Genomic DNA, 24,131 nt, shown 5'->3' with positions numbered 1-24,131 from the left:
GACATCTTGTAATGCCAGGCACGAACATCTTCAGAAGATCAGGGCGGCGAAGTGCTCGGCCCGTGCCCCGACTTGCTCTGCGAGGCCTTGACCCCGATGCCGTCGAAGCTGCCCGGCGCCGGCAAGGTGACCGTGTTCTCGGCGAACTTGAAGTTCAGGGTCCAGCTCTCGGCCTCGGACGGCACGACGTAGTCGAGCCACGAGCACCAGCTGTAGGCCTTCGAGTACATCTGGGCGTCGCCGAGCGAGGCCGCCGGGTCGGTCGGGACCGGCAAGATGTACTTGTCGCCCCCGAGCGGCCCGAAGTCCTCCTCGAACGCCTGCTTCACCGGGATCCGCTGGCCGGTCGACGTCTTGATGGTGCGCTTCACCACCACATCGCACTGCTCGCGGCGGTCGACGTGCTGGGCCAGCAGGATCGGGTCGCCGGGCTTGACCTCGGGCGTGAGGTTGACGCGCTCGATCATCGAGAGCGGGTAGCTCTTCTTCGAGATCTTGGTTCCCATCCAGCCGCCGCAGCCGCCGACCATCGCGATGAAGGTCCAGAAGGCGATCTTGTTCACCGTGTGCCTCATGGTTTGACGAGCTTCAGGGCGCTCAAGATCCAGCCCCAGATCTTCTGGAGATGCTCGCCGGCCAGCACGACCGCCGCCAGGCCGGCCAAAAACGATGCCACTGACCATTTGATGACCCTCCCGATGCCAAAGAGAATATTGATCAGCTTCAGGACGGTCTTGAGCCGGGTGAAGTCTTCCGGCTCAAACCGCACCAAGATGTTGATCCCTTGCTTGAGGTTCTTGGCTTCCTCATCGTCGATCCTGATCAGGATCTCTTGCAGCAGGGGATGGACCTGATCGAACTCGATCCGCGGAGACTGGTCGATCCGCGGGCCGAAATGACCGTGCGACAGCAGCTCGATGTCCGGGTCACGCTTCTCGTGAGGGACATCGGGCATGCTGCCGCGCTGGAAGCGCGAGCCCTTGGCCACGGGATCAGCCCTTCTTGACCGGCTTCCCGGGCACGAGGGCTGCCGGAGCCGGGCGCTGGATGACGCCGGCCAGCTTCTCCTTGGTCTGCTGCCAGGCGGTGACGCCCGCCACGGCGCCCGCCGGGATCAGCACGGTGGTGATCGACGCACCGAGGTTCACGACGTGCGTGAGCGCGGTCGGATCCTTGGTGACGATGGTGTTGATCGCCGCCGCGACGCAGACGAAGCCGTAGCTGAGCGTGACCGCCCCGACGCAGTACATATTGAAGGGCCGCGCCCAGCGCTGGAACCGGTCACCGGCCGTGATCTCGGCGCGCAGCGACAGGTTCGCCTGCTCGATCTGGACCTGCTTGGTCTGCTCGACCATCGCCTCCAGCTTCGCCTTGTTGTCCGCCTCGAACTGCACCGCGGCGGCCTGAGCCGCCGGATCTTGCAGCGTGGTCGAGATCGCCTCCGGCGTGGTGTCGGGGGCACCGATGGCCGAGGCCAGCGAGCCGATCAGGTTGCCGGCGATGGCGCCCGGGACGCCACCGATCACCGTGCCGAGGATCGGCGCGCCGATCTTCATGAGCTGGCCGGCGACTGGGCCCCACTCCACGTTCTTCAGCCCATCGAAGTTCATGGCTCAGACCTTTGCTGCTTCGGCCAGGAAGGCGTTGGCGCGCTCCTGGTGTGCTCGGATGAAGTGGAAGGCGACGAACAGCGCGATGCCGACCACGGCGACCGCGATGCCGACCTGCAGCCAGTCGACACCCTGCTGCGCCGCCGCGATGGTGCCCGTGCCGCCGCCGGCCGCCGTGGTGGTGGCGACGGTGGTCCCGGTCTTGACCTTGGTCTGGGACGTGGCGGCCTCGCCCTTCAGGGCGGTGTTCACCGCCACCGGGCTCGCGCCGGCAGCCGCCAGCGCCATCTTGATCGCGCCCGCCTCGATCTTCGCGACGCGGGCCAGCCAGCCCTTGCCGAAGGTCTTGAAGGTCGAGAGGCCCTGGTAGAAGGAGCGGCGCTGGCCGGAGATCGCCTTGATCCGGGTGACCGCGTCCGCGATGGCGGCGGTCGCTGCTGCGAACTTCTTCCCGCGGCTCGGGCCGGAGTTCACCGAGCTGTCGAAGATCGGCAGGTCGACGCCGTCCGGCAGCTGGTCGCAGCCGGCCGTGGTCCAGTATTTCGCGCGGTAGATCTCCGCGGCCTGGTCCTTGGTCAGGTTGGCGATGTCGAGCGTCGGGAACGATGCGGCGGCGATGCCGTACTTGGTGCCCTTCAGGACACCCTTGCCGACCTTGCCCCCGGTCCAGTTGCCGGGGTCCTTCGCGTTGTTGGTGTAGCCGCCCTCACCCTCGAAGATGTAGGGGAGGCAGCGCTCCAGGCGCACCGCGCTACTTGAGGCCGGCATGGATCTTCTCCGGGTCAGCTTCGCCATAGACGGCGGCGTATTCGGCCCGGATCAGCTTCAGCAGCCACTCGCTGGTCGACTTCTTCGCCAGCTTGGCCATGACGGCAGCACGCGCTCGATCAGCGCGGGTTCCGTAGGCCATGATTGCTTGGTTGCGGGGCATGCCCGCATATAGGTGCGTCTGCTAGTAGATTTGATGCCTTCCCCTAAGTCCTAGGGGAAGGTTCACGCGAACATCTTCAGATCAAGTCCCAACTTGTTCAAGATGTTAATCACGTCGGCGGCGCTGGCCGCCGCCTCGATGTCGACGTTGACCTTCATCCGGGCCAGCTCCAGGTCGGCGGACTGCTTGGCCATATCCAATATGGTCGTCGCCAGCTCGGCCGGCGTGACGCCGCGCAGCGCCGCCTCGCCCTCGATCAGCGCCGAGCTGCCGCCGGCCTGCACCGAGGCGGCCTCGGCCGCCTTCATCACGTACATGGCACGCAGGGTGGCCGGCGTGCCGTCTGCCTCGGCCCGGTCGACGAAGTGGCTCCTCGCCAGGTTCTTGGCGGCCTCGCGCAGCGCGGTGAGATCGGGTCCGAAGATCATGGCGTCACCGTCAGGTCGAAGCTGCAGGGCAGGTTCGGGAAGGCCTCGAACGAGATCCGGTAGGTGCCGGTCAGGGTGAAGCCGATCTTGAGGCTGCCGCCCGGGTGCTCGTGCGTGCCGCTCACCGGGCCGTCGAACCGGACGGTGCAGGCCGGCACGCGCGGGATCGAGACCTCGGTCCCCACCGACGCCGTGGCCTGCTCCGGCACGCCGGCCAGCACCGGGCGGTCCACCAGCTTCGGTGTCTTGCCAGTGAGCTTGACGTAGCGCGTGGTGCGGAACTCCTGTTGGTCCCAGCCGGCATCACCGATCAGGATCCGCTCACCGCGGTCCTGCCAGTCCTGGGTGAAGCCGATGGCCTGGTTCACCACCCCCGTGATCCGCCCTGTCTCGTCGTAGACGGCCGCCTCGGCGAGGGTCTTGTAGTCGCGCTCGCCGCTCATTTCGCCAGCTCCGTCACGGACAGGTAGACGCCACCAACGTTCTCGCCGTTCGTGTCGCGCACTCGTAGGATAAACGACCTGATGACGCCAGGCGTCCAGCTGAACACCAGCGTTGTCGGCATCATGAATAGTGAGCTTGCACTGACGTTTGGCTGATAGAGATACGAGAAGATGTTGACGATGCCGTTTAGATTGGCCCAGTTGTTGCCACCGTCGTCAGAGTAGTCGACGTACAGGTTGCCGTTCGTGGCCAGCGCCGGATGTGGCTGGCCGCCGTCGCCTCGCCGGAACGCGAGGATCTGGAAGGAGCTGGTCTCCGAGCGGCTGTCGATGGCGAGCTGTGCTGTCGGACCAGTCGAGGTAGCCGACACGGTCTGAGAAACGGCCTTGCCGGCGATCTTGATCGTGTCGACCGCGAGGTCGCCGATCTTGGCGTTAGTGATCGTGGCGTCGCGGATGAACGCGCCCTCGATCACCGCCTCCTTGTCGGTGACCTTCAGGACGTTCTGCCCGCGGCCGTCGCGCAGGGTGAGGCCGTAAGCGTCGGTCCCGTCGAACACGCCGACGTAGCCCATCGAGAGATGCTCGATGCCGTCGTTGCCGTAGAGGCGGATCAGCTGGTTGGCCGAGTTGATCTGGAAGTTGATGCCGCCCACGAAGATGAAGTCGGCCGTCAGCGTGCCGGCCCCGACCTTCTCGGCGGTGATCGCCCCGGCCTTGATCGCGTTCGCGGTCACGCTCTCGGCGCCAAGGTGCTTCGCCTGGATCGCATTGGCCGCGATCTGGTCAGCCTGGATCGACCCGGTCTGGATCCGGGTGCCGTCGATGATCGTGCCGCCCACTAGCACCGACAGCCCGGTCACGCCCGAGATGGTCGCGATCAGGATGGTCTCGGCGTCGTTCGAGATGTCGGGCCAGTTGTCCTTGCCGGCATGCAGACCGCTGGTCGGCTGGCGCTTGTCCCACCACACGTACCAGAAGCCGCCGTCGATCCCGACGAGGGCCGCCGGGACATCGTACGCCTTGGGCGTGCCATCGTCGGCCGTGATCAGGATCTGGCCGGCTGTCCAGCCGAGCTTGTTGGTGAGCGCGCCGTTGGCGTCCCGCTCAGCGTAGAAGTAGACGCCCACGAGCTGCACGCCGCGCGCACCGATCTTCAGGCTGTTGGCCTGGATCGAGTTGGCGGCGATGGCGCCGCCCTCGATCTTGGACTGGTCGGTGCCGTTCAGCCACGACGCCATGGTGGACGAGCCCACCGTGATCTTGTCGGCCGTGACCGCACCGGCCTTGATCCGGTCGCCCTCGATGGAGCCCGCCTTGATCCGGTCGCCCTCGATGCTCCCGGCCTGGATCCGATCACCCGTGATGGTGCCGGCCACGATCTTGGCGTTCGTGACCGAGCCGTCCGCCAGCTCGTCGCCGGAGATCGCCGGGTTCGTGGCGGTGGCCGGCGCCGAGTAGCCGTCCGCGGTGACGCCCGAGGTGGAGACCGAGCGCAGCCAGAAGGTCCGCTGCGTCTGCACCGGCACCGTGCCGTCGTAGGAGAAGGTGGACCCGGCCGACACCTTGCGCATCGCCGAGCCCGAGGGCGGCGACTGGGCGACGGAGGCGCGGTCGATGGACCACACCTCGATCCAGGCGAGGTCCTTGGCGGCCGGCGCCGTCCACGAGAGCGTGACGCCCTGGTAGGTGCCGGTCGCGACCACGCCGGTCGGGTTGTCGGGCTTGGCCTTGCTCGATGCCGTGGTGATCGAGGCGACCGGCGACCAGTCCGACTGGCCGAAGCCGGACGCGGCCACGGCCCGGACCTTCACCTGGACCGGGATGGCCGGCCGGAGCCCGTGCAGCTCGAAGCTGGCGTCGCTGACCGGGAACTCCAGGAAGCCACCACCGCCCTGCGCCACCGCTACGGTGTAGCGGCCGGCCGGGCCGTCCCAGGTCGCGCGCAGCACAGCCGTCACCGTGCCGTCCGCCGCCGTCTCTGCGTCGGAGGTCAGGGTGGGCTTGGCCGGCACCGGCGGCGGCGCGGCGTCGAACAGGGTGACGGTGGCCTTGCGGGACACCTCCCCGCTCACGTTCAGCCCGGTCTTCCCGTAGGCGTCGTAGCCGGCGATGCGGACGAAGTAGGTGGTCTCGGGGACCGCCGGCAGCGCGATGTTGGTGTTCGGCCCGTCGTAGGCCGGCGGCACCACGGCCGGGTCGTAGCCGGAGGCCGGCTCCATCCACACCAGCACGCCCGCGAAGTCGCCGGGCGGCGCGTCGTAGGAGATGAAGATCGTCTCCGACACGCTGTCGAGCACCGGGGTGATCGCGGGCGGCGCCGGGTGGCTCACCGACAGCTCGACCGGGGTCGAGAGCTGGCCGGTGGTGTCCCGGGCCCGCACGCGCACGGTGAAGGCGCGCAGCGCCTGGCCGTTCTCGGCCAGGTTCTGGGCCAGCGTGTAGGGGAAGACGAGCTGGCCCTGCACGGCCTCGCTGTGGACGACGACGCCGGCCGGGCTCACCACCTCGACCAGGTAGTCCTTCACCAGCGGGTCGGCCGAGGCGCCCCAGGAGAAGCGCGGGTTCACGGCGCGGAAGATCGGCGCCTCGGGCTCGTCAAGGAGCACGAGGTCGGTGGGCGGCACCACGGAGCGCACGGTGGTGCTGTCGGCCACCGTGTAGCTCAGCGTCACCGGGGCGCTCTCGGTGGAGCCGTCCAGGCTCACCGCGGTCACCATCAGGGCGTAGACGGCCGGGGCCGGCGACAGAAGCCGGAAGGTGGTGTCGCCGGGCTCGGCCACGATCTCGGCCGGCTGGCCGTTCACGGACTGCCGGACCCGGTAGCCGCGGATCAGCTTCGTCTCGGAGGCGTCCCAGTTCGCGATCAGGCTGAAGGTGCCGTCCGCCGCGAGGTCGGGCCCGATCCGGGCGTTGGTGACCGGGTAGACGAACTTCGAGAGCGGGCCGGTCTGCAGGCCGGTCAGGTCGCGCAGCTCGACGTCGCCGTCCACGAAGGCCCACTTCAGCCGGTTCACCTCGATGGCGGTGATGTCCAGCTGGTCGGGCTCATCGTCGGCCTGGCTGATCGACGTGATGCGGAACGCCTTCGGCGCGCCGATGGAGAACACGGCGTATTCCGGCAGCGTGTCGGCGAGCGCCTGGGCGAGCACCAGCTCGCTCTGCGCGCCCGGCTGATCGACCTGCAGCGGGTAGGTCACCACGCGCAGGCCGCCGGCCGCGTCCGACACGGTGAACTGGACGCTGTAGCTGATGCCGGCCTCCAGGTAGATCTGGTCGCGCAGCGGCAGCCGCAGGGTGCCGGCCGGCAGCGGCTCCATGTTGCGCACGCGCCCGGAGATGACGTTGGTGGACTGGTCGTCGGCGACCAGGATCACCTGGAACGGCAGCAGGTAGCGGCCGAGCCGGTTCGTCTTGAAGTTGACGATGATCTTCTCGGTCAGCGATGTGGCCAGCCGCAGCCGGCCGCGCTTCACCGCCTCGGCGGCATCCCGGCAGCCGACCGCCACGAACTCCTCGGGGTTGCGCCCGTGGACGTCGATGGCGTTCTGGTCCCACACCCGCACCCGGTCCTCGCGGTACTCCAGACCCGGGTTCTTGAACGACACCTTGAAGTCGTTCTTGCGCTCGGTGATGTCGGTGAGGCTGTAGTTGAAGCTCCCCTCGATGGTGTTCTCGGGCGCGAAGATCGCCACCGCCGGCTGGTCGTCGGCGTCCCAGATCACCGTCGAGAAGCCGTCGCCCCGGTCGACGTACCGACCGCCGGCGATGCCCACGACGTAGTTGATCAGCTCGTTCAGAGACCGAGCTTCCTGAATGTATTCGTTGAACCGGAAGCCGTGCGCGGAACAGTGCTTGCCGAACTCGTAGTAATCCCACTGGTCAGGGACCTCGGGATAGTAGGCGTTCTTGCCGTACCGAGCGTTCTTGATCAGGTTGTACGCATGCCAGGCCGGGTTGTTGGTGTAGGCCATCTTGAACGTGCCGTCCCACAGCCCCGGAAACTCGGACAGCTGGGTGGTCTCGTTGAAGACGTGGTTCGACGGCACCGGGATGATGACGCCCCGGTAGATGCCGGTGAACTCCGGCAGGCTGGTGAAGGTGTCGGTGGCGCGGATCGTCAGGTGCGCGAGCGCCAGGTCCGGGAAGCTGTAGACCTGGGCCACGACCTCCTGGATGCTCTCGAACGTGATGTCCTTGAAGTTGTCCTTCGTGGTCGGCGGATCGAGCCGGGTGACGCGCACGTCGTAGGGCTCGTTGATCCGGGCGACCGGGATCCGGTACTCCTTCGGGTAGTTCGAGCGCGTCAGGCCGGAGATGACCACGTTGCCGGGCGCCGCGATGGGCGTGTCCGGGAAGGTCTGCGTGCCGACCCAGCTGGTGTCGTTGTAGCTGTAGACGATCTCGCCGCTCTCGGGAGTGAGCAGCCAGTCGAACACCGTCACGCTGCCGGCCGGCGGCGCGGCGCCCGAGGGCGAGAACCAGGCGCGCCGGGTGTCGCCGACGTGGTCGGTCCACTGCCAGACCCAGAAGCCGGAGATGATCGAGCTGGTGAGGCCGGTGGGGACCTGCCAGGCCTTGCCGTCCCACGCGCGCGGCGCCCAGTGCTCCTCGGTGGTGATGAACCACATCGCCCCCTGCTCCTTGGCCTGGAGCGGCGGATCGGTCTCGGGCGCGAGGTAGGTCTCGTGCAGGGCGGCGTTGACCAGCGAGCCGGCCCGGACGCTGTCCGGGCGGTAGTTCGAGCCGCCGGAGGTGTCGGGCGGCGGGGGAGGCTCGTTGTCGAACGGGATCTGCCAGACGCTCGACGAGCGCGGCTTCACCTCGATCTTCATCGTCATGCCGTTGGCGAACTCGCCGCCGGTCGTGCTCACGACCAGCAGGCGGTTCACCACGAACCGGATGTCGATGTAGTCGATCTGGGTCTTGTCGCCCTGCGCCACCACCATCTGGTTCTGGGCGCGCATGGGCAGCCCGACGTTCTTCGACGAGGCGAAGCCGCCGAGGTTCGGCCGGATGCTGTCGGCGGGGTTGGTCCCCTTCAGCATCCGCAGCTCGAAGTTGGAGATGTTCGGGGTGCCGGTGCCCTTGTCGAGCAGCGGCACGTCGCCGACGTAGAAGCTCGACGCGCCGTCCTTCAGGCCCTGGATCGGGCCCTCGGACAGGGCGAGGATCAGCTCGACGGTGTCGGCGCCGAACAGGTTGTCGTCGTAGCGGGTGGCCGAGCGCGGCTGCGAACCGGTCAGGCTCTTCCGACCCTTCAGGGGCGCGTTCATCAGATCCCCCCGGTGTCGACAGCGTCGATCTGGAACGACAGGTACTGGCCGCCGATCTTGTCCTCGCCGCAGAGGATCGGGATGCGGGTGCCGATGTCGACGGTGTTGTGTGGCGTGCCCAGGTAGTGGCTCTTCTTCTCCACCTGGTCCTTGTTGTCCCGCTTGGGCGTGTTGAACATCTGCAGGATGCCCCCGAGCACCATGAGGATGCCGAGCTTCAGCAAGATCGGCGCGAACACCTGGCCGATGCCCGGGATGAACGAGGCGGCCACCAGCACGGCGCCGATCAGCACCTGGAAGAAGCCACCATTCTTGCCGCCGTTCAGCTGCGGGAAGATGTGCAGGTCCTGCACCTTGGACGGGGCGATCAGGTCCTCGATGGTCTCGTGACCGGCGACCTTCACCCGGAGCGGGCCAGACACGGCGTTACCGCGGAACCCCGGCAGCTGCCGGGTCACGGCCTTGATCGCCTCGGCGACCGTCGCCGCATGGACCACGATGGGCTCGGGATGGATGCTCTTCAGGCTTCCGTGGAGATGGATGCGTCGCTGCACGGATGACCTGCCCCCGCTCTACGGCGTAGCAGGCAACGCCGTCCGAGCCGATGATATAGTGTTGAAGGTGTGGGTAGTTCAAGAAACTGATAAGATCATCCCGGGTAAGGTTGCAGTCTGTCCCGGTATGTGTGTGCCATGAGGCGGCGGCGAGATCTTCGTACTTCAGGAGGTCATCGCCGGAGATGTCGAAGCCGTTGGCCGGGTCGTGGCACAGGTTCTTGACCTCGACCACCTCGCCGGTCTTCAGGACGAAGCCGCAGCGCTCGGGGGCCAGGAGGTCATCCTCGTACCGGCCAGCCAGATCGGATATGGTCGCCTCAGACATCGAGGCGGCCCTGGCGCGCGTCTTCGAGCTGGTCGCGGATCCGCTGCGGGACCAGGTCCCAGGCGTCGATCTCGGTCTCGGTGAGGAGCTTCGAGCCGTCGACCTGCGGATGCCGGAGCACGGCGACGGTGGTGTCGCGGAACAGCGGCCGGTTGTAGCTCTCGATGCACGACACCTGGCCGGCCAGGTGGTGCAGGATCTTCTCGCCCGGCAGCAGGATCGCGCCGTGGTTGGCGACCGGCGCGCGGATCGCCATCAGGATGACGTCGCCCGGCAGCCGGCTGCGTGGGTGCCCGTGGAACAGGTCGAAGCCCACCTCGTGGTAGAGATCGAGGTAGAGGTTGAGGTGCTTGCCCTCGGCGTCCGGCTCCCACCAGTTGTCTGGTCGAGCGACGTCGGGCACCTGGATGCCGAAGTTCGTCGCGTAGAACTCGCGCATCAGCGAGAAGCAGTCCGCCTCGCCGTGCTTGAACTCCCGCCCCAGGAGGCCCGCCGTCTTCATGGCGAGTAGATGGTACGTTTCGTACCGATCTGCTAGTGGGGATCACAGCGTTGCTCTGTCGACATTGAGGCCCAGCCCACATACGATGCGAGGCACAAACTGAGCCATAAATGTGAGATCTAAATGATGCCGGAGGCAGACGAGCCCGTTCAGTTGAATACCGTGTTTGGTAAAGATAAATATTATGATGATGTTAGATTTAGTTATGAGGCTATACGAGATGTAATGAAGGCATATGGCGAGAAGCTGAAGTCAAGATCTGACGAGGTTCGATATTTTAATGTGAATTTTACTGAGGGCGGGGATGATTTCTCAGTAACTAATCCCCGTCCAGCCCATACCCAGCGGGCGGTTAAGTCAAAGTACTTTACTATTCACGTCTATAGCGAAAGTAGCAAAACATCTTTTTCGTTACGATATCAAAAGAACACACTTCAGTGTTCAATTGGCGGATTTTCCGATGAGAGAGATTTGGACGAATTGTTTTATGTTTTGGATAAAAGATATGCCGAAAGTAAAATCGCGGTTGGAGAAGCTCTGAAAGACGTGACCATTTTTATTGGTCACGGCCGAAGCGGCTTGTGGCGCGATTTAAAGGACCATTTGCAAGACAAGCATCATTTTAAAGTCGAGGCTTATGAGACCGGCGCTCGTGCTGGTTATAATATTCAAGATATATTGAAAGAGATGTCAAGTAGAGCTTCAATGGCTCTTTTGGTTCATACGGGTGAAGACATTGATCGTGAAGGAAAAGAACATGCTCGTGAAAATGTTGTACATGAGACTGGTCTTTTTCAGGGAAAATTAGGTTTCAAGCGTGCGATAGTCTTGTTGGAAGATGGCACGAACGAGTTTAGTAACATAGCGGGATTGCAGCAATTGCGATTTCAAAAGGGAAATATCAAAGAGATCTTTGGGGATGTAATTGCAACCATCAAGCGTGAGTTTGCCCCTCGTTGAATAATAGACGCTTCACAGCGTCACGAACGGGAAGCCCTCACTCGGGAGGAACATGCGCGCGGGGATCAACTGATCCGGGCCGTCCGACAGCGAGCGCAGCTCGAACGAGATGCTCTGGCCCGAGATCAGGTCCTTTACCCGGCCGATGAAGTACATCTCGTTGTTCGAGATCACCACGCCCCGCTCCAGGTGGTCGCGCAGGACCGTGTAGCGCTGTAGCAGCGCGCCGTCGAAGCGGCCCTCGAAGGCGGCCTCGTTGAAGATCCCGACCGGGTTCATCAGGCGCAGCGTCGGCCGGCTCTTCTCCTCCTCGGAGGACCGGGAGTAGCCGGAGAACTGCACGGCCAGGTGGTCCCAGGTCTTCCCGTCCCACTGGGTCGAGGAGCCCATCGGGCCGTCCCGGAAGCGCAGCACCGCGCTCGCGCCGTCCGGCACGTTCATCAGATTGATCTCGTAGAGGATCACCTCGCCGTCAGCTGTGAGCTTCAGACCCTCGTCGACGTGGGAGCTGGGAACGGTCATGGCTGGATCAGCATCTCGATGTCGAAGGCTTCCATCTGGAAGACGCGCCAGCTCACGCCGTTCACGACGCGCCCGCCGATCTCACCCGGGCTGGTCTTGATCGGCTTGGGCATGACCAGGGGCTTGTTGAAGCGGCAGATGATCTGGCCCTGCCTTGGGTGCATGACGTAGAACGGCAGGTACATCCTGTGGAACTTGTAGAAGTCCTCCAGGGCGTGGATGTTGAGCTTTGGCTCGACGGTCGGATCCGGCGCCGCGCCGAACACCGCCTGGAAGGCGAACATGGCCGGGAAATTCAGGTGCAGGATCACCTCGTCCGGGCCGGTGGGCGCCGAGGCGAAGCGATACCCGCGCCCGAACTTGACCGTGGCGCCGGCGGGGTACTCGTCCTGGGGCGTCGAGTACGGGAAGTCGAAGGTCTTCAGTGCCATCTCAGCCTCGCGCCGCCACGCTCTTGATCAGCTGCCGGATCGCCCCGCCCCGCTGGATGTTGTCGCCGATCATGTGGACCACGTCGTTCTGGCTGGGCGGCGGGACCTGCTCGCGGTCGACGACGTAGACGTTCGCCGCCGCCGAGGCGCCGCCGAACCGCTGAGCGGCGTCGACCTTCGGCGCGCGGTTCACCATGGCGCCGCCCAGCGCGTTCACCTGGTCGAGCTGCTCCTGGCCGATGGCGTCCACCGCCGACCGGCGCAGCAGGTACTCGCCCGGCTGCGCCAGGATCATCTTGCTGTCGCGCATGGTCAGCGCCGCGTCCGCGCCCGGCACCGCGCCGCCGCCGGCCATGCGGATCGGGCCGCCCGAGTACATGCCGAACAGCGAGCCGATCCCCGACAGGATGCCGCCGCCGGCGGCCGCGCCGCCGCCCGTGAACAGCGACTGGAAGATCGAGTTCGTCAGGCTCTTCGAGATCTGGCTCATCAGCCCCGACAGGATCGAGGTCGCGAACTGCTTCAGGGCCTCGCCGGCCTTCATCGACCCGTTGAACAGGTTGGTGAAGAAGTTGTCGAAGGCGCCGCCCACCACGTTCAGGCTCTCGGTCAGGGTCTTCTGCGCCTGCACCACCGGGTCGACGACCTGGCCCTTGAAGTCGAGCACGCCCCGGCTCTTCAGGAAGCTGTCCATGGCGCCGGAGGCCGCCTCGCCGTAGGTGCGCTGCGTGCCGGCCTGCTGCCGCGACAGGTTCACGGTCGGCTCCAGGACCTTGTTCCGCTCGCGCAGCTCCAGGATGCGGCGCTGGACCTCGACACCGTCACGGTCGACGTCGAGCCCGGCGTCCTTCATCTGCTTGAGGGTCTCCTCCAGCGCGACGATCTTGGCCTGGTTGCTCTCGTAGGTGCCCTGCAGCTCCTTCTGCTTCTCCAGCTGGTTGATCTCCTCGCGGAGCACGTTGAGCCGGTCGGTGTTGCCGGCGCGGCCCTCGTTCTCGGGACGCTCCAGCTCCTTCTGCTCCGCGCGCAGCTGGGTCAGCCGGTCCTCGTAGGCCTTGAGGCTGTCCTTGCCGATGGTCTCCGCGGTGGCCAGGCCCTGCTGCTGGAACAGGCCGGCGAAGCGCTTGCGGGTCGCATCGGACTGGGCGGCGCGCGCGTCATCGTCCAGGCCCGGCTTGTTGCCGTCCTCCTGCTTCGCGATGTCGAGGAGCTGCTTCAGCGTGCCGTAGGCGTCCCGGCTGGCGCTCATCGCCGCCGCCGGGTCCTGGGCGCGCTTCACCGCCTCCAGCTGGGTGTCGTAGGTCTCGGACAGGGCCTTGTCGGTCCGCTTCAGCTCGGCCAGCTGGCGGGCGCGCTCGTTGGCCTGGGCCTTCTGCTCGTTCTCGGCCTTCTTCCGCTCCTCCTCGGCCGCCGTCTTGTCGTCCGTGGCCTGGCGCATGCGCTTGACCTCGGCGTCGCCCGTGGTGCCGAACGGGTTGCCGATCGCGGCCGAGGCCGCCCGGAACTTCCGCTCGATCAGCGCCACCAGCTCGTCGGCCGTCATGTCGGCCCGGCCACCGTTGCCGGTGATCGCCGCGCGCGCCTTCGAGGCGTCGCCACCGTAGACGCCGGTCAGCGCATCGAGCGCCGAGCCCGAGCCGGCGCGCAGCAGCGCCAGCGAGCCCGCCGCGCCCTGCTGGTGCATCAGGTACAGCTCCTCCGGCGTCGCCTCCCGGCCCATGTTCGAGCGGAAGGTGCCGGCGTTGCGGTCGGTGAACTCCTGGAAGGCCTTGATCTGGGCCGACAGGCCCGTGTCCACGTCCCGGGTGCCGTACATCTTCTGCCAAGTGGACGGCATAAACTGGAAGATGCCGGCCGCGCCCGCCGACGAGCGCCGGGCCCCGGAGATGACGTCGGGCGAGTAGCCGCTCTCGATCTGACCGGCGCCGAGCGCGTACCGGATCCGGTCCTCGCTCGCGCCGGCCGCGCGCAGCTGGTCGACGATGGTCTGCTGCGCCGAGCCGGCGCTGAACGCCACCGTGGGGCCGAGCGTGGACGGCAGCTTCAGGTCCACCTTGTCGGCGTTGATCCGGTTGATGCTCTGGCCGATCTTGGCCACCTCGCCGAGGAGCCGGTTGATCTCCTGCACGGCCGCGCGCATCTGCTCGGGCGTCGAGCGCACGTCATCGCGGACCTTCTCCAGGCCCTTGATCTGCTCCTGCAGCAGGTCGCGCCGCTCGGTCGCCCGGTCGCCCGGTCGGCCTGGAAGGTCAGCATCTGGGTCTGCACCCGGCGGTGGATCTCCGCGTAGGTGACGACCAACTTGTTCAGGTCGGCCTGGCCCTTCTCGGTCAGCTCCCGCTGCTTGTCCTTCAGCTCGGGCGAGTTGGCGATGATCTGGTCGGCGTTGACGCCCTGCTCGATCTTGAACAGCCGCTCGCGCGCGGTGTTGATCACCTCCTGGTAGTGGGTGGCCAGGCCCTGCAGCTCCGGCACCCGGGCCGGGTCCTGCGTGGTCGAGGCCTGCCGCTGCAGCAGCTCCATCTGGGACTGGGCGTTGCGGATCTGGGCGTTCAGGTCGGCCTTGGCGTCGCCGGACACCGCCTGGAACTTCTCGCGGATCTCCTTTGTCGAGCCCTTCAGCAGGGTGTTGAAGCTGTCGATCACGTCGCGGAAGGCGTCATCGACCGCCTTCGGGTCCATGCCGTCCGCCAGGGCGCGCCGCTTCGCCTCCTCGATCTCGGCCAGCTTGGCCTTCACGACGTCGTCGGTGGAGCGGGCAGCACGCTGCATCGCCTCGAAGGCGGGGAAGCCCTGCGCATTCCGGCCGGCCTCGGCCACAGCGCGATCCTGCTGGCCGTAGATGTCGTCGCGCGCGCTGCGGATCGCGCCGAAGTCGGGCGACGCCTGGATGGTCGCCGCCTGGAGCCCGCGGTTTACGCGCTCGGCCTCGATCACGATGGCCTGCTGGCTCTGGACCGAGCCGACCTTCTCGCCGAACTCCTTGATCGCCGTCTCGACGCGCCCGATGGTCTCTTCGAGCTGGCCGAGCATGGTCCGCCGGTCGCTGTCCGAAAGGCTGCCGTCGAGCGACACGTCGGTGCGCGACCGCTGCAGGTTGAGCAACATGGTCGACATCGCCGAGGCGATGGGCGCGGTCTGGGACCGGACGTTGCCGGGCCGCAGCCGGGTCTTGCCGGACAGGATGTCGGCGGCCTGGACGAACTCGGGCCCGAGGTCGCGCATCTGCGCCAGCGGGTCGAGGTCGACCGAGCCGGCGTCGCCGAGGCCGGAGAACTCGCCGCCCGGGATCACGACCCGGCGGGTCCGGTTCTTCTCCTCGCGCGCGGCCTCCAGCTTCGTGAGCTGGTCCATCTTCTCGGTGATGGCGGCGAGCTGCTGCGCGAGCAGGGCCGGCATCTCCTGGTTCAGCTCACCGCGCAGCTTCTGCAGCGCCTGGATCAGCTCGTCGACCGAGGTGCTGCTGCTGTCGACCACGAGGCCGAGATCGGCGAACGCCTTCTGCGCCTCGATCACCGCCGTCTGGCGCAGCAGGCCGTCGCCGTTCAGCTTGTCGCGACGGTCGATCAGCGTGGTGATGGTGCTGTCCAGGCTGCCGGTCTGCTGGGTCAGGGTCTGCTGCCGGCCGGTCAGCTCGTTCTGGATCTTCTGCAGCTCGTCGAGCTTCTGGCTGGCCTTGCCCGCCGCGTCCTGCACCGTGGATAGGTAGTAGACGAGCCCGGACACCGCGGCGATGCCAACGGCGCCGACACCGACCGGCCCCGTGAGGAGCCCGGTCAGGGCGCCCCCGCCGAGCAGACCGCCGGCCAGGTTGATGGCCTTCAGGGCAATCGCGGCGGCGGCCAGCGAGGCGACACCAGCGGTGATCACCGGCAGCACGGGACCGAGCCCGGAGATGTTCGAGGCGAACGTCGCCACGCCACCGGCGGCCAGCTGCAGGATCGCGACGAGCGGCCGGAAGCCGGTGTCCACCGCGCCGAAGATGGCGTTGGTGGCCCGCTGCATGGTGGCCGTCAGGCTCTCGTTGGCCTTGGCGGCGGCGTCGGTCGCCGCGGAGGTGAGCAGGAACTCCTGCTGCAGCTGGGTGATCTTGTCCGACTGGCCGGACAGGGCGGCGAAGGCCGACGCGGCGCGCAGGTCGAGGGCGCGCAGGGCCTCGGACGTGCCGAAGCCCTTGGCGCGCAGGTTCTCCAGCACGCCGGCAAAGCCCTGCGTGCGCAGATCCACGTCGGCCAGGTTGATGCCCAGCTCCTTCAGCACGCCGCGGAGCTTGTCCGTGGGCGCCGAGAACTCGGTGATGAGCTGCCGGATGCCGGTGCCGATGGTCGAGCCCGACTTCACGCCGGCCTGGGCCACCGCGCCGATGGACGCGGTCAGCTCGGAGAAGCTGATGCCGCTGTCGCGCGCGATGTTGGCCGCGTACTGGATGCCCAGCTGCAGCTGGTCCATCGTCAGCTTGGTCTTGTTCAGCGCCGCCACGAAGACGTCGGCGACCTCGGCCGAGCGTCCGGCCTCCAGGTTGTAGGCGCCGAGCACCCCGGTGATCGCCTCGACCGACTGCTGCAGCGTCGAGCCCGAGGCCGCTGCCAGATCGACGACCGGCTTCAGGGACTTCGCCACCTCATTGGCCGACAGGCCGGTCTGGCCGAGCGCCACCGCCACCTGGGTCAGCTCGCCTACGGAGAACTTGCTCGTGGCGGCCACCTCCAGGAGCTTGCCGCGGAAGCCGTCCATCTCGGCGTCGGCGGCCCCGGTGATGGCCTGGAACTGCTTCAGCTCCTCGTCGAACTGGACCACCGCCACGACCGCGCCGCGGATCGCGGCGGCGGCCAGGCCGAAGGTGGCGTAGTTCAGGGCGAGCTTCGACTGGAACGTGAACTGGTCCGCACCGCCGTTGAGGTCGAAGGCGGCGCTGCGCGCCTCGAAGCTCTTGCGGGCAGCCTCCTGCTGGCCCTGCGGGGAGGCGCGGTACTCGGCCCGCGCGTCGGAATACATCTGGGCCTGCTGGCGCCGGTAGGCGGCGTCGATGCCCTGGTTCTCCCGCTCGGCGTCGCGGCGGGTCCGGTTGGCGGCGAGCGTCCGCTGCCGGTCCTCGTAGACCGCATCGGCGCGCATCTTCGCCTCCGACGCCCGGTACTCGGCGTCGGCTGCCTTCCGCTTCTGGTCGAAGTTCCGGTTGTCCCAGGCGGCCTCGGTCTGGAGCCGGGACATGCGCCGGCTGCGCTCGGCGTCCTCGTAGGCCGCCTCGGCCATCAGCTTCGACTGGGCCTGGCTGGCGATCCGGTCACGCTCGGCGTTCTCGCGCTCGGCATCCCGGCGGATCCGGTTGGCGGCCAGCGTCCGCTGCCGGTTCTCCTCGGCCGCGTCCGCGTACATGCGCCGGCCGGCGTCGCGCTCGTCGAGCGTCGCGCCCGTGCCGGCGCGCCGGACAGCCGTCTCCGCGGCCACGCGCGCGTTCACGACGGAGGCATCGAGGTAGCCGGGCACGGACAGCTGGGCGTTCGTGCTCATGGCGCGGTTCGCCGCGAGCTGCACAGACTGCTCGACCTGCTGCGCGGTGCCGGCGATCAGGCGCTCCATGGCCTTGCCGGTGGCGATGCTCAGCCGGGCGGCGATCTGGTCCGCAGTGGTGTTGATGCCCGTGATGGCGTCGGCGACGGCGCGCTCGGTCAGCCGGACCTGGGCAATCTGCCGGCCGTCCGCAACGGTGCCGCCCTCGGCCGCGCGCTGGCCGGCGCCGCGGGCGAGCGACAGCTCGCGCTGGATCTGGACCTCGCGCTGCAGCTCGCGGTTCAGCGAGGCCTGCTGCTGCACCGCGGCGTTGAGCTGCTTCTCCAGGCCGATCTCGCCGGCCGTGCCCTTGGCGGCGGCCAATTTGGTGTTGAGGTCGGCGATGACGCCCGGCAGCTCGCGCGCCGACTTGGCCGTGCGCTCGAACCAGGTCTGCATCTCCTGGGCGGTCCTGAGACCACCCTGGAGCGCGTCGAACGTGCGCCGGAGGCTGGCCTCCAGGTCGTTCGTGCCAATCCCGAGGTCAACGTTCAGATCATCAGCCATTGACCGCTCGGGCAAACGCCATCATCTCGTTGAGCCCGTTCAGGTCCTCAGCCTCCGGCTCGGCCTTCCCGAACAGTTTCCCGGTGACGAAGAGCAAGCTCTCCGTGACCGACATGGCTTTGACCATCTCGTAGCGGATGAAGAGACCAGTCATCCGCCTGAGATCGTCGAGGGTGCGCTTCCAGTAGAGCTTAGGGAGATCGCTGGGCGCGCACCGGAAGACCAGGATCAGGCTGTCTTCCCAGGTAAGCTCGCCGAAGAAGTCAGAGATGATCCGGCTGCCGCTAGCTTGTCCGCCCTCGTCGCGAAGAGTGTCGCGGACTTCGCGAGGCGGCGGACGAAAAAATCCAGGACGTGCTCGCCAGCCCAGTCGAGCAGCTTCTCCGCGGTGTCGAGGTCGAGATCGAGCGGCACGGCCGGCTCGTCCTCATTCTCGGGCAGGATGTTGCCGCGCTTGTCGCGGGGAGCCAGCATCAGGTGCAGGGCGGCCGTCGACACGGTCGAGTTGAAGCTCAGCTCGGGGACGTTCTCGGGGCTCTGCACAAGGGCCGCGATCTCGTTCAGCAGCCCGAAGCTCATGAAGATAGTACGTTGCGTACCAGCAACATCGAGCGTGATGCGGGCTTCTGGCTTCTTATCCTCGGACGGCATCTCGACCCCTCGTTTCGCTGGGGGAGATGTGGGTTCCAGATGTCCAAAAGAAAAGGCCCCGGTTGCCCGGGGCCTGATCTTGTCGCCGACCCGGATTATCGGGTGAAGATCGAGAGCTTCTGGTTGAAGTCGGCCATGTAGCCTTCGTCGTTGGGCGTCGGCACCAGGGGCGTCCACTCGAACGGCATGTTCGAGAAGTTGTCCGAGCTGAAGCCCATCGAGAAGCCCTTGGTGATGCGGCACTTCGGGAAGTGCAGGGTCACCGGGGTGTTGCCGTCGAGCGCGATGCCGATCACGCGGACCGCGAAGTTGTTGTTCGCCTTGCCGGGATCGCTGTCGATCTTGTTCAGCAGGCCGACGCGGGCGTTGGCCGAGAACGACATGCCCTCGGGGACCGGGTAGCCGTCGAACGACAGGGTCGTGGCCGCCACCGCCGAGAGCTTGGCGATGTGGATCTGGTCGTCCTGGTTCTCCTGGATGTAGATCCAGGAGCCGGCCTTCGCGCCCACGATGGCGCTCGCCGACGTGACCTCGGTGGCTGCCGCCGCGACCGGGCCGGAGACGCCCACGGGCTTGGCCATGTCGACCAGGCCGGTCGGGTCCTGCGACAGGCCGTAGGCGAAGTTCTTCGCGGTGTACTCGTACACCTCGGCCGAGCCCGTCATCGGCATGCCGTTCACGACGGACGCCACGATGTCGTTCTGGATGCCCTGCGTAAGGTCGACCTTCGAGGTCGTCACGTCGACCTTGCAGTTCTTCACCAGGCCCACGGAGTGGAGCAGCGGGTTGATCTCGGCCTGCTCCGTCATCGGCGCGATGCAGAGGGTGGCGGTCGAGAAGTGGAAGCGACCACTCTTGGCGGTTCCCGGGTTCATGGCAAGGTCTCCAACAGTGGTCTGCAATCTGTCGCTTGCAATATGATGATGGATCCCCATTTGTCCAAAGACTTCCCCTAAAAATTAGGGGAGCTGGGGAAGATGTTATGCCGCGCGAATACAAGACCTCGGGCGAGAAGCCGATAACCGTGATGGTGAAGCCCGACCTGCACGAGATCCTGAAGCACCGCGCCGAGCAGAACCACCGCTCGGTGACGAAGGAGGTCGTCTACCTGATCGAGACCGCGCTTGGCTGCGCGAGCGAGAACGTGCGGGAGACGATGCACCTCCTCTACAAGGCGGGCGTCGAGTTCACTGAGGAGACCACTGACCAGCCTGCGTCACCCGCGCCGTGACCACCAGCTCGACGGTCGGGCGCATGTCGACCCGGCCCATCGGCGAGGCCGCCACGCCGTCGAAGGCCACGGCCTCGAACCCGGTGGGGGAGCCATCGTCGTTGAACATCGGCCACTTCGAGCGCGCCTGGAGCCGGCGGTAGAAGGCGTCCACGTAGTCGGTCGAGCGGGTCAGGCCCGGGTCCTGGACCGTCATCACCACGACGCCGAACGACAGGTCGTGGAACTGGTCGTTCTCCGTGCAGGAGAAGGCCACCAGGCCGATCAGGTCCGCGTTCGGCAGCTCGGTCGCCTCGGCGTGCGCGTCGAACTCGTAATACTGGGGCTCGCCGGGCATGTCGCGGATCGCATCCACGATCATGCGGACAGTCGAGTTGCGAGCGATCTTATACACGGGTCTTCCCCTTCTTCTTGGACTTGGCCACGGCCGAGCGCAGCGACTTGTCGAGAACGAGCGGCAGCCGGCGGCTGATCCAGTAGACCAGGGTGTTCTGCAGGAAGGGCCGGTGCGAGCCGCGGGGGTTCTCCAGCTTGTAGGCCAGCGGGTGCTTCGGATCGCGGTCCGGCGCGCCGGCCTTCTTCAGGTAGCGGACGAACAGGCTCTCCTCCCGCGCGATGCCGCCGCCGGCCGCGCCCGGGAAGCTCGCGCCGGTCACGCCGGCCTTCTCCCGGCCGGACGCCTGCGCCATCAGGCTCAGCGTCACCGACACGCGCCGCGGTCCCTTCCGCACGACGATCCGGGGATCGACCAGGGCGGCCATGGCCGGGCCGAGGTACTGGGTCAGCAGGGCCTTCAGCGCGCCCGTCTCCACGAAGAAGGTGGTGGGCGCGCCGGCCTTGCGCCGGCGCTTGTTCGCCACAGTCTGCTTCGTGAGGGCTAGCCACTCGGTGGTGGTCTTGCCCTGCAGCCGCTTCGACATGCTGTCGGACGACAGCACCCCGGCGTTCCGGCTGATGTCGTCGAGCGAGATGGTGACGGAGCCCGAGGACGGCGACTTCAGGCGCGTGAACACCCGCGCCGCCTGGCCGGCGAACTTCTCCGCGTCGGCGGTGATCGCCCCGACGATGGCCTTCTCGTCGGCGATCACGGCCTCCATCAGGCGCTCGATCCCCTTCGCCTCGGCGCGCTCGCGCAGCAGCTCGACGGCGCGCGCGGCCACGAAGCCGGGGTCGCCTGTCTTCGAGCCGCCGACCCGGAACAGGAGCTGCAGGTCGGCCGCCATCACTCGATCTCGGCGATGGTGACCCCGAGCGTCGGGTTGATCCGCTTCACGGTCTTGCCGTTGACCTGGTCGCCGAGCTGCAGCGGCGCGGCCGTGATGCAGCGGAGCCGGTCGGTGGCGATCCGGGCGCCGGGGTCCTCGTTCCCGTGGGTGTAGCTCTCGATGCTGACCCAGATCGGGCCCTGCTCCAGGTACGGGCCCTCCGACATCGGCAGGCCGGTGACCGGGTGCTTCACGGCCGTGCTGCGCCGCTGCCAGCTGACCTTGCCGGTCATCTGGAACAGCACGAAGCAGCGCGAGACCACATCGTCCAGCGCGAGCGGCAGCTCCCAGTTCCCGGCCAGCATGACGCGGCCGGCCGGGTCACGGAACAGATCCTTCGCCTGGACCGGCTCGCGCGGCCGGGTGCGGAGCCCCAGGCGCGGCAGCACGAACACGCTGGTCGGCAGCGCGGTCGGGTTGACCGGGAAGATGACGCCGCGGAACCGGGTGGCGGACGGCGGCAGCTTGCGGAGCCAGACCTCGTTCTGGGCCTGGATCCGCGACAGGAGCATCGGCATGGCTTAGCCTCCGGTGCTGGTCGCGGGCGCGGCCCCGGTCACGGGATCGGTGGTGATGGTGGTGAGCGCCAGCAGGGTCGGCAGGGCGTCGGCCGCCGACGTGTCGCCGGTCAGATCCTGCGTGATCTGGCGCAGCTCGTCCGCGGTCGCGGCGACCAGGCCGTCGAAGGCGGCGGCGTCCTTCAGCCGCTCGAACTTCAGCGTCCCGTCCGTCTTCGCCTGGGCGATCCGGTAGCGGAGCGACGGGAACAGGGCGGTGGCCGCCGTCAGCATGACGGCGCGGCTCGCGCGCACCTCCACCAGCGTGCCGGCGCTCAGCGCCGCGTCCAGCCGGTCCTTCCCGACCGCGCTGGCCAGGGTGAGGTAGGCGGTGAACAGGTCGACCTCGTCGTCCCGCAGTTCGTCCTCGTTGAGGGCGAGGTAGGTCCGCACGTCGACCGGCATCACGCCGTAGTTGGGGAGGTCGATGATCCGGTAGCCGGCGCGCGCAGTGTAGCCGCGCCCATCGGCGACCCAGCTCACCAGCGCGGTGCGGCGCTCGAAGTAGCGGTCCGGGGCGATCACGTTGTTGATCGCGAGGACCTGGATGGAGACCCCGGTGGCGTCAGCCTCCGGGGTCAGAGCCTGGTCTACGACGAGTGGGACACCCTGGCCGTCATACAGGCTGTAGGACACAGAGCCGACATCGGGGATCACCAGTCCCTGTGGCGCCTCGAAGTCGACCCAGAGCGTCACGGGGGTTGAAGATACGATGTCCACAGCTCAACCCTACTTCTTGTGCGGGGCGCCCCGGCGGTTGTGCGTGACCTGGGCGGTGGTCTGCGGCTTCGGTGCGGGCTCGGGCCGGCGGGCGCTCTCCTCGTCGACCGGGAAGCGGTCGAGGAAGCTGGCCAGGGCCAGGTCGCGGTCGCCGTCGCTCTCTTCGAGCGTCTTGAGCCACTCAGCATCGGAGGCCTCGTCGTTGAGCTGCGCCGAAACGAGGAGCTGGCCAATCGAGACCTTCTCCTGCGCCCACTGGGACTTCTCGATGACGGTATCGCCGGTCGCGCGGATGTGTTCGTGCTGCTCGGAATGCACGAGCTGGAACGCGCCGGTCGTAGAGACCAGGATCTTCATGGTGTTCGGGCTCCGGCGTCAGGTGGCCCCCGGGTTTTCCCGGGGGCCGGCGGGATCGGCCGACTACTTGGTGTAGTCGTAGATCTCGCGGGTGTCGCCGAAGACCAGCCGGAAGCCCGAGACCTCGGACTTCACGTACGTGATCGACTGCGTCTGGACAGCGCGCTCGCTCTCCGAGATCAGCGACCCCGCCTCGATCAGCTGCTCCAGGGTCTCGCCCTTGCGGAAGCCGAGGAGCTGGCCGGCCGGCATCGTGGTCGAGAGCACGAAGTTGATCTGGCCGTTCAGGATCGGCACGCCGCCGATGCGGAAGCCGGTCGCCGCGAGGTTCTCGGCGTCGGTGCGGGTCGTGGCGTTCGCGGTGGGCAGCGCGAACAGGAACAGCCAGTCGAGGTAGGCGTCCCAGTTGCCGACGACGGTGTCGATGGGCACACCGGCCTTGGCCCGCGCCACGAACCACTGGAGGAGGTTCTTGTAGGCGATCCGCCCCTTCTCCGCGACGCCCGCGCCGTGCAGGTTGTCGAAGGACGACTGCGGCACGACGTTGGCCGGCACGTTGACCGTGTCGCCGTTGATCAGCAGGTCCGTGGCGAGCCCGACCTTCGAGAGGTTCAGCTCACGCTGCATGCGGTTGGCATACGGGGTGAGCAGATCCAGGCGCGAGCGGCGCTGGAACTCGTAGGAGGTGCGGTAGCCGCCACCGATCTTCCACATCTTGACCCGCGTCTCGCTGGTCTTGATGCTGCCGATGCGGAACCGGCCGAACTCGGAGACCGGGCCGAAGACCTTGTAGTCCTCGGGGTTCTCGTCGTTCACGACGGTCGAGATCATCTCGACGCCGTTGATCGTCCGCGTGGAGGCGATCAGGCTCTCCAGGTTCTCGTAGTCGACCTGGCGTGAGGCGAAGCGCACGACGTCGTCGACCACCTCGGGGAACAGCGCACGGGTGCCGGGGCTGTACTCGAAGGTGTCGGAGGCGAGGTCGAGGACCACACCGCTGTCGTAGTCGTTGCCGACCGGCAGGTTGAGGAACTTCAGCGCGGCCTCGTAGCCGTTCAGGCCCTCGTACAGCTCGGGCTTCTCGGCGGCCATCGGGTCGACGGCGAGGCGCAGGAAGTCGCGCATCTCCAGGCCGTAGGAGCGGGCCTCGTTGACGAGCTGCAGGCCGGCGTCGGCCGACGCGCGCTTGTTGTCCCGCACGGCCAGCGCGGCGAGCAGCCCCTCGGGCGCCTTCCGGTTGGCGGTGAGCTGGGTGAGCGGCTTGAGATCCATGTCCCGTACTCCTCGGGGGTCTGTTGGTGGTACGAG

At 67.1% G+C, this 24,131-nt stretch carries 25 protein-coding genes; 2 read left to right on the top strand and 23 right to left on the bottom strand.

The annotated features are described in order from the left end of the window. Positions 1-38: 38 nt before the first annotated feature. The 10 genes from ASG32_RS18620 to ASG32_RS18580 all read right to left on the bottom strand — a co-directional run bounded on the left by ASG32_RS18620 (position 39) and on the right by ASG32_RS18580 (position 10,072). Positions 39-563, bottom strand: a complete 525-nt coding sequence (locus ASG32_RS18620) for a hypothetical protein (protein WP_157862006.1) — start codon at positions 561-563, stop codon at positions 39-41. A gap of 8 nt (positions 564-571) precedes the next feature. Further along, positions 572-988, bottom strand: a complete 417-nt coding sequence (locus ASG32_RS18615) for a hypothetical protein (protein ID WP_056529083.1) — start codon at positions 986-988, stop codon at positions 572-574. 4 nt (positions 989-992) lie between these two features. Continuing rightward, on the bottom strand, positions 993-1,610 hold the full coding sequence (locus ASG32_RS18610; RefSeq protein ID WP_056529079.1) for a hypothetical protein: 618 nt from the start codon (positions 1,608-1,610) through the stop codon (positions 993-995). A 3-nt stretch (positions 1,611-1,613) separates the two neighbouring features. Next, positions 1,614-2,378, bottom strand: coding sequence for a glycosyl hydrolase 108 family protein (locus ASG32_RS18605; protein ID WP_082557940.1), 765 nt, complete (start codon positions 2,376-2,378; stop codon positions 1,614-1,616). Next, on the bottom strand, positions 2,362-2,520 hold the full coding sequence (locus ASG32_RS33980; RefSeq protein ID WP_157862005.1) for a hypothetical protein: 159 nt from the start codon (positions 2,518-2,520) through the stop codon (positions 2,362-2,364). Before ASG32_RS33980 ends, ASG32_RS18605 begins: the two co-directional genes overlap by 17 nt. Before the next feature lie 83 nt (positions 2,521-2,603). Then, on the bottom strand, positions 2,604-2,969 hold the full coding sequence (locus tag ASG32_RS18600; protein WP_056529073.1) for a hypothetical protein: 366 nt from the start codon (positions 2,967-2,969) through the stop codon (positions 2,604-2,606). Further along, positions 2,966-3,412, bottom strand: a complete 447-nt coding sequence (locus tag ASG32_RS18595) for a hypothetical protein (protein ID WP_056529070.1) — start codon at positions 3,410-3,412, stop codon at positions 2,966-2,968. The genes ASG32_RS18600 and ASG32_RS18595 overlap by 4 nt, the downstream gene beginning before the upstream one ends. Further along, entirely contained in the window at positions 3,409-8,688 is a 5,280-nt protein-coding gene (locus ASG32_RS18590) for a phage tail protein (RefSeq protein WP_056529067.1), read from the bottom strand. Before ASG32_RS18590 ends, ASG32_RS18595 begins: the two co-directional genes overlap by 4 nt. After that, entirely contained in the window at positions 8,688-9,242 is a 555-nt protein-coding gene (locus tag ASG32_RS18585; protein WP_056529064.1) for a tail assembly protein, read from the bottom strand. Before ASG32_RS18585 ends, ASG32_RS18590 begins: the two co-directional genes overlap by 1 nt. Before the next feature lie 320 nt (positions 9,243-9,562). Continuing rightward, positions 9,563-10,072, bottom strand: coding sequence for an NlpC/P60 family protein (locus tag ASG32_RS18580; RefSeq protein WP_056529061.1), 510 nt, complete (start codon positions 10,070-10,072; stop codon positions 9,563-9,565). Positions 10,073-10,195: 123 nt separating this feature from the next. Between ASG32_RS18580 and ASG32_RS32705 the strand changes: the two genes are divergently transcribed. Then, the gene (locus ASG32_RS32705) at positions 10,196-11,032 is read left to right on the top strand and encodes a TIR domain-containing protein (protein ID WP_082557939.1); all 837 of its coding nucleotides are present in this window, start codon (positions 10,196-10,198) and stop codon (positions 11,030-11,032) included. Between the two features lie 12 nt (positions 11,033-11,044). Here the strand turns inward: ASG32_RS32705 and ASG32_RS18575 are convergent, their stop codons facing one another. The 7 genes from ASG32_RS18575 to ASG32_RS18555 form a co-directional block, all read right to left on the bottom strand. Then, a complete protein-coding gene (locus tag ASG32_RS18575) occupies positions 11,045-11,554 on the bottom strand; it encodes a hypothetical protein (RefSeq protein ID WP_056529058.1) in 510 nt (169 codons plus the stop codon). Continuing rightward, positions 11,551-11,985, bottom strand: coding sequence for a hypothetical protein (locus ASG32_RS18570; protein ID WP_056529054.1), 435 nt, complete (start codon positions 11,983-11,985; stop codon positions 11,551-11,553). Before ASG32_RS18570 ends, ASG32_RS18575 begins: the two co-directional genes overlap by 4 nt. Position 11,986: 1 nt before the next feature. Continuing rightward, positions 11,987-14,146: a hypothetical protein gene (locus tag ASG32_RS33975; RefSeq protein WP_157862004.1), complete on the bottom strand. Its 2,160-nt coding sequence runs from the start codon at positions 14,144-14,146 to the stop codon at positions 11,987-11,989. Continuing rightward, positions 14,029-18,042, bottom strand: a complete 4,014-nt coding sequence (locus ASG32_RS18565; RefSeq protein WP_056529051.1) for a phage tail tape measure protein — start codon at positions 18,040-18,042, stop codon at positions 14,029-14,031. Before ASG32_RS18565 ends, ASG32_RS33975 begins: the two co-directional genes overlap by 118 nt. Then, a complete protein-coding gene (locus ASG32_RS33970) occupies positions 18,035-18,196 on the bottom strand; it encodes a hypothetical protein (RefSeq protein ID WP_157862003.1) in 162 nt (53 codons plus the stop codon). Before ASG32_RS33970 ends, ASG32_RS18565 begins: the two co-directional genes overlap by 8 nt. Positions 18,197-18,270: 74 nt before the next feature. Beyond that, positions 18,271-18,693: a hypothetical protein gene (locus tag ASG32_RS18560; protein WP_056529048.1), complete on the bottom strand. Its 423-nt coding sequence runs from the start codon at positions 18,691-18,693 to the stop codon at positions 18,271-18,273. 95 nt (positions 18,694-18,788) lie between these two features. Beyond that, on the bottom strand, positions 18,789-19,568 hold the full coding sequence (locus ASG32_RS18555) for a hypothetical protein (protein WP_056529045.1): 780 nt from the start codon (positions 19,566-19,568) through the stop codon (positions 18,789-18,791). A 107-nt stretch (positions 19,569-19,675) separates the two neighbouring features. Here ASG32_RS18555 and ASG32_RS18550 point away from each other — a divergent pair, with 107 nt between their 5' ends. Continuing rightward, positions 19,676-19,924, top strand: a complete 249-nt coding sequence (locus tag ASG32_RS18550) for a hypothetical protein (protein ID WP_056529042.1) — start codon at positions 19,676-19,678, stop codon at positions 19,922-19,924. Here the strand turns inward: ASG32_RS18550 and ASG32_RS18545 are convergent. The 6 genes from ASG32_RS18545 to ASG32_RS18520 all read right to left on the bottom strand — a co-directional run bounded on the left by ASG32_RS18545 (position 19,881) and on the right by ASG32_RS18520 (position 24,095). Beyond that, positions 19,881-20,318, bottom strand: a complete 438-nt coding sequence (locus tag ASG32_RS18545; RefSeq protein WP_157862002.1) for a hypothetical protein — start codon at positions 20,316-20,318, stop codon at positions 19,881-19,883. The two genes, ASG32_RS18550 and ASG32_RS18545, sit on opposite strands and share 44 nt — an antisense overlap. After that, positions 20,311-21,147, bottom strand: a complete 837-nt coding sequence (locus ASG32_RS18540) for a hypothetical protein (RefSeq protein WP_056529037.1) — start codon at positions 21,145-21,147, stop codon at positions 20,311-20,313. The genes ASG32_RS18545 and ASG32_RS18540 overlap by 8 nt, the downstream gene beginning before the upstream one ends. Beyond that, positions 21,147-21,707 (bottom strand): hypothetical protein, encoded by a 561-nt coding sequence (locus tag ASG32_RS18535; RefSeq protein WP_056529033.1) that lies wholly within the window; start codon positions 21,705-21,707, stop codon positions 21,147-21,149. Before ASG32_RS18535 ends, ASG32_RS18540 begins: the two co-directional genes overlap by 1 nt. A 3-nt stretch (positions 21,708-21,710) precedes the next feature. Continuing rightward, positions 21,711-22,442, bottom strand: a complete 732-nt coding sequence (locus ASG32_RS18530) for a hypothetical protein (RefSeq protein ID WP_056529029.1) — start codon at positions 22,440-22,442, stop codon at positions 21,711-21,713. Between the two features lie 33 nt (positions 22,443-22,475). After that, positions 22,476-22,823 (bottom strand): hypothetical protein, encoded by a 348-nt coding sequence (locus tag ASG32_RS18525; RefSeq protein ID WP_056529026.1) that lies wholly within the window; start codon positions 22,821-22,823, stop codon positions 22,476-22,478. Between the two features lie 63 nt (positions 22,824-22,886). Then, positions 22,887-24,095 (bottom strand): hypothetical protein, encoded by a 1,209-nt coding sequence (locus ASG32_RS18520; protein WP_056529023.1) that lies wholly within the window; start codon positions 24,093-24,095, stop codon positions 22,887-22,889. Positions 24,096-24,131 lie beyond the last annotated feature (36 nt).

Origin of the sequence: Methylobacterium sp. Leaf361 (genome assembly GCF_001424445.1) — a bacterium.
Lineage (GTDB): Bacteria > Pseudomonadota > Alphaproteobacteria > Rhizobiales > Beijerinckiaceae > Methylobacterium.
This window is presented reverse-complemented; position numbering and strand designations above follow the sequence as displayed.

Bases quoted from the DNA above. Each gene is read 5' to 3' on its own strand.
- ASG32_RS18610 (WP_056529079.1), bottom strand. From the start codon at position 1,610: ATGAACTTCGATGGGCTGAAGAACGTGGAGTGGGGCCCAGTCGCCGGC.
- ASG32_RS18605 (WP_082557940.1), bottom strand. From the start codon at position 2,378: ATGCCGGCCTCAAGTAGCGCGGTGCGCCTGGAGCGCTGCCTCCCCTAC.
- ASG32_RS33980 (WP_157862005.1), bottom strand. From the start codon at position 2,520: ATGGCCTACGGAACCCGCGCTGATCGAGCGCGTGCTGCCGTCATGGCC.
- ASG32_RS18600 (WP_056529073.1), bottom strand. From the start codon at position 2,969: ATGATCTTCGGACCCGATCTCACCGCGCTGCGCGAGGCCGCCAAGAAC.
- ASG32_RS18595 (WP_056529070.1), bottom strand. From the start codon at position 3,412: ATGAGCGGCGAGCGCGACTACAAGACCCTCGCCGAGGCGGCCGTCTAC.
- ASG32_RS18590 (WP_056529067.1), bottom strand. From the start codon at position 8,688: ATGAACGCGCCCCTGAAGGGTCGGAAGAGCCTGACCGGTTCGCAGCCG.
- ASG32_RS18580 (WP_056529061.1), bottom strand. From the start codon at position 10,072: ATGAAGACGGCGGGCCTCCTGGGGCGGGAGTTCAAGCACGGCGAGGCG.
- ASG32_RS32705 (WP_082557939.1), top strand. From the start codon at position 10,196: ATGATGCCGGAGGCAGACGAGCCCGTTCAGTTGAATACCGTGTTTGGT.
- ASG32_RS18575 (WP_056529058.1), bottom strand. From the start codon at position 11,554: ATGACCGTTCCCAGCTCCCACGTCGACGAGGGTCTGAAGCTCACAGCT.
- ASG32_RS18570 (WP_056529054.1), bottom strand. From the start codon at position 11,985: ATGGCACTGAAGACCTTCGACTTCCCGTACTCGACGCCCCAGGACGAG.
- ASG32_RS18565 (WP_056529051.1), bottom strand. From the start codon at position 18,042: ATGGCTGATGATCTGAACGTTGACCTCGGGATTGGCACGAACGACCTG.
- ASG32_RS33970 (WP_157862003.1), bottom strand. From the start codon at position 18,196: ATGACTGGTCTCTTCATCCGCTACGAGATGGTCAAAGCCATGTCGGTC.
- ASG32_RS18560 (WP_056529048.1), bottom strand. From the start codon at position 18,693: ATGCCGTCCGAGGATAAGAAGCCAGAAGCCCGCATCACGCTCGATGTT.
- ASG32_RS18555 (WP_056529045.1), bottom strand. From the start codon at position 19,568: ATGAACCCGGGAACCGCCAAGAGTGGTCGCTTCCACTTCTCGACCGCC.
- ASG32_RS18550 (WP_056529042.1), top strand. From the start codon at position 19,676: ATGCCGCGCGAATACAAGACCTCGGGCGAGAAGCCGATAACCGTGATG.
- ASG32_RS18540 (WP_056529037.1), bottom strand. From the start codon at position 21,147: ATGGCGGCCGACCTGCAGCTCCTGTTCCGGGTCGGCGGCTCGAAGACA.
- ASG32_RS18535 (WP_056529033.1), bottom strand. From the start codon at position 21,707: ATGCCGATGCTCCTGTCGCGGATCCAGGCCCAGAACGAGGTCTGGCTC.
- ASG32_RS18525 (WP_056529026.1), bottom strand. From the start codon at position 22,823: ATGAAGATCCTGGTCTCTACGACCGGCGCGTTCCAGCTCGTGCATTCC.
- ASG32_RS18520 (WP_056529023.1), bottom strand. From the start codon at position 24,095: ATGGATCTCAAGCCGCTCACCCAGCTCACCGCCAACCGGAAGGCGCCC.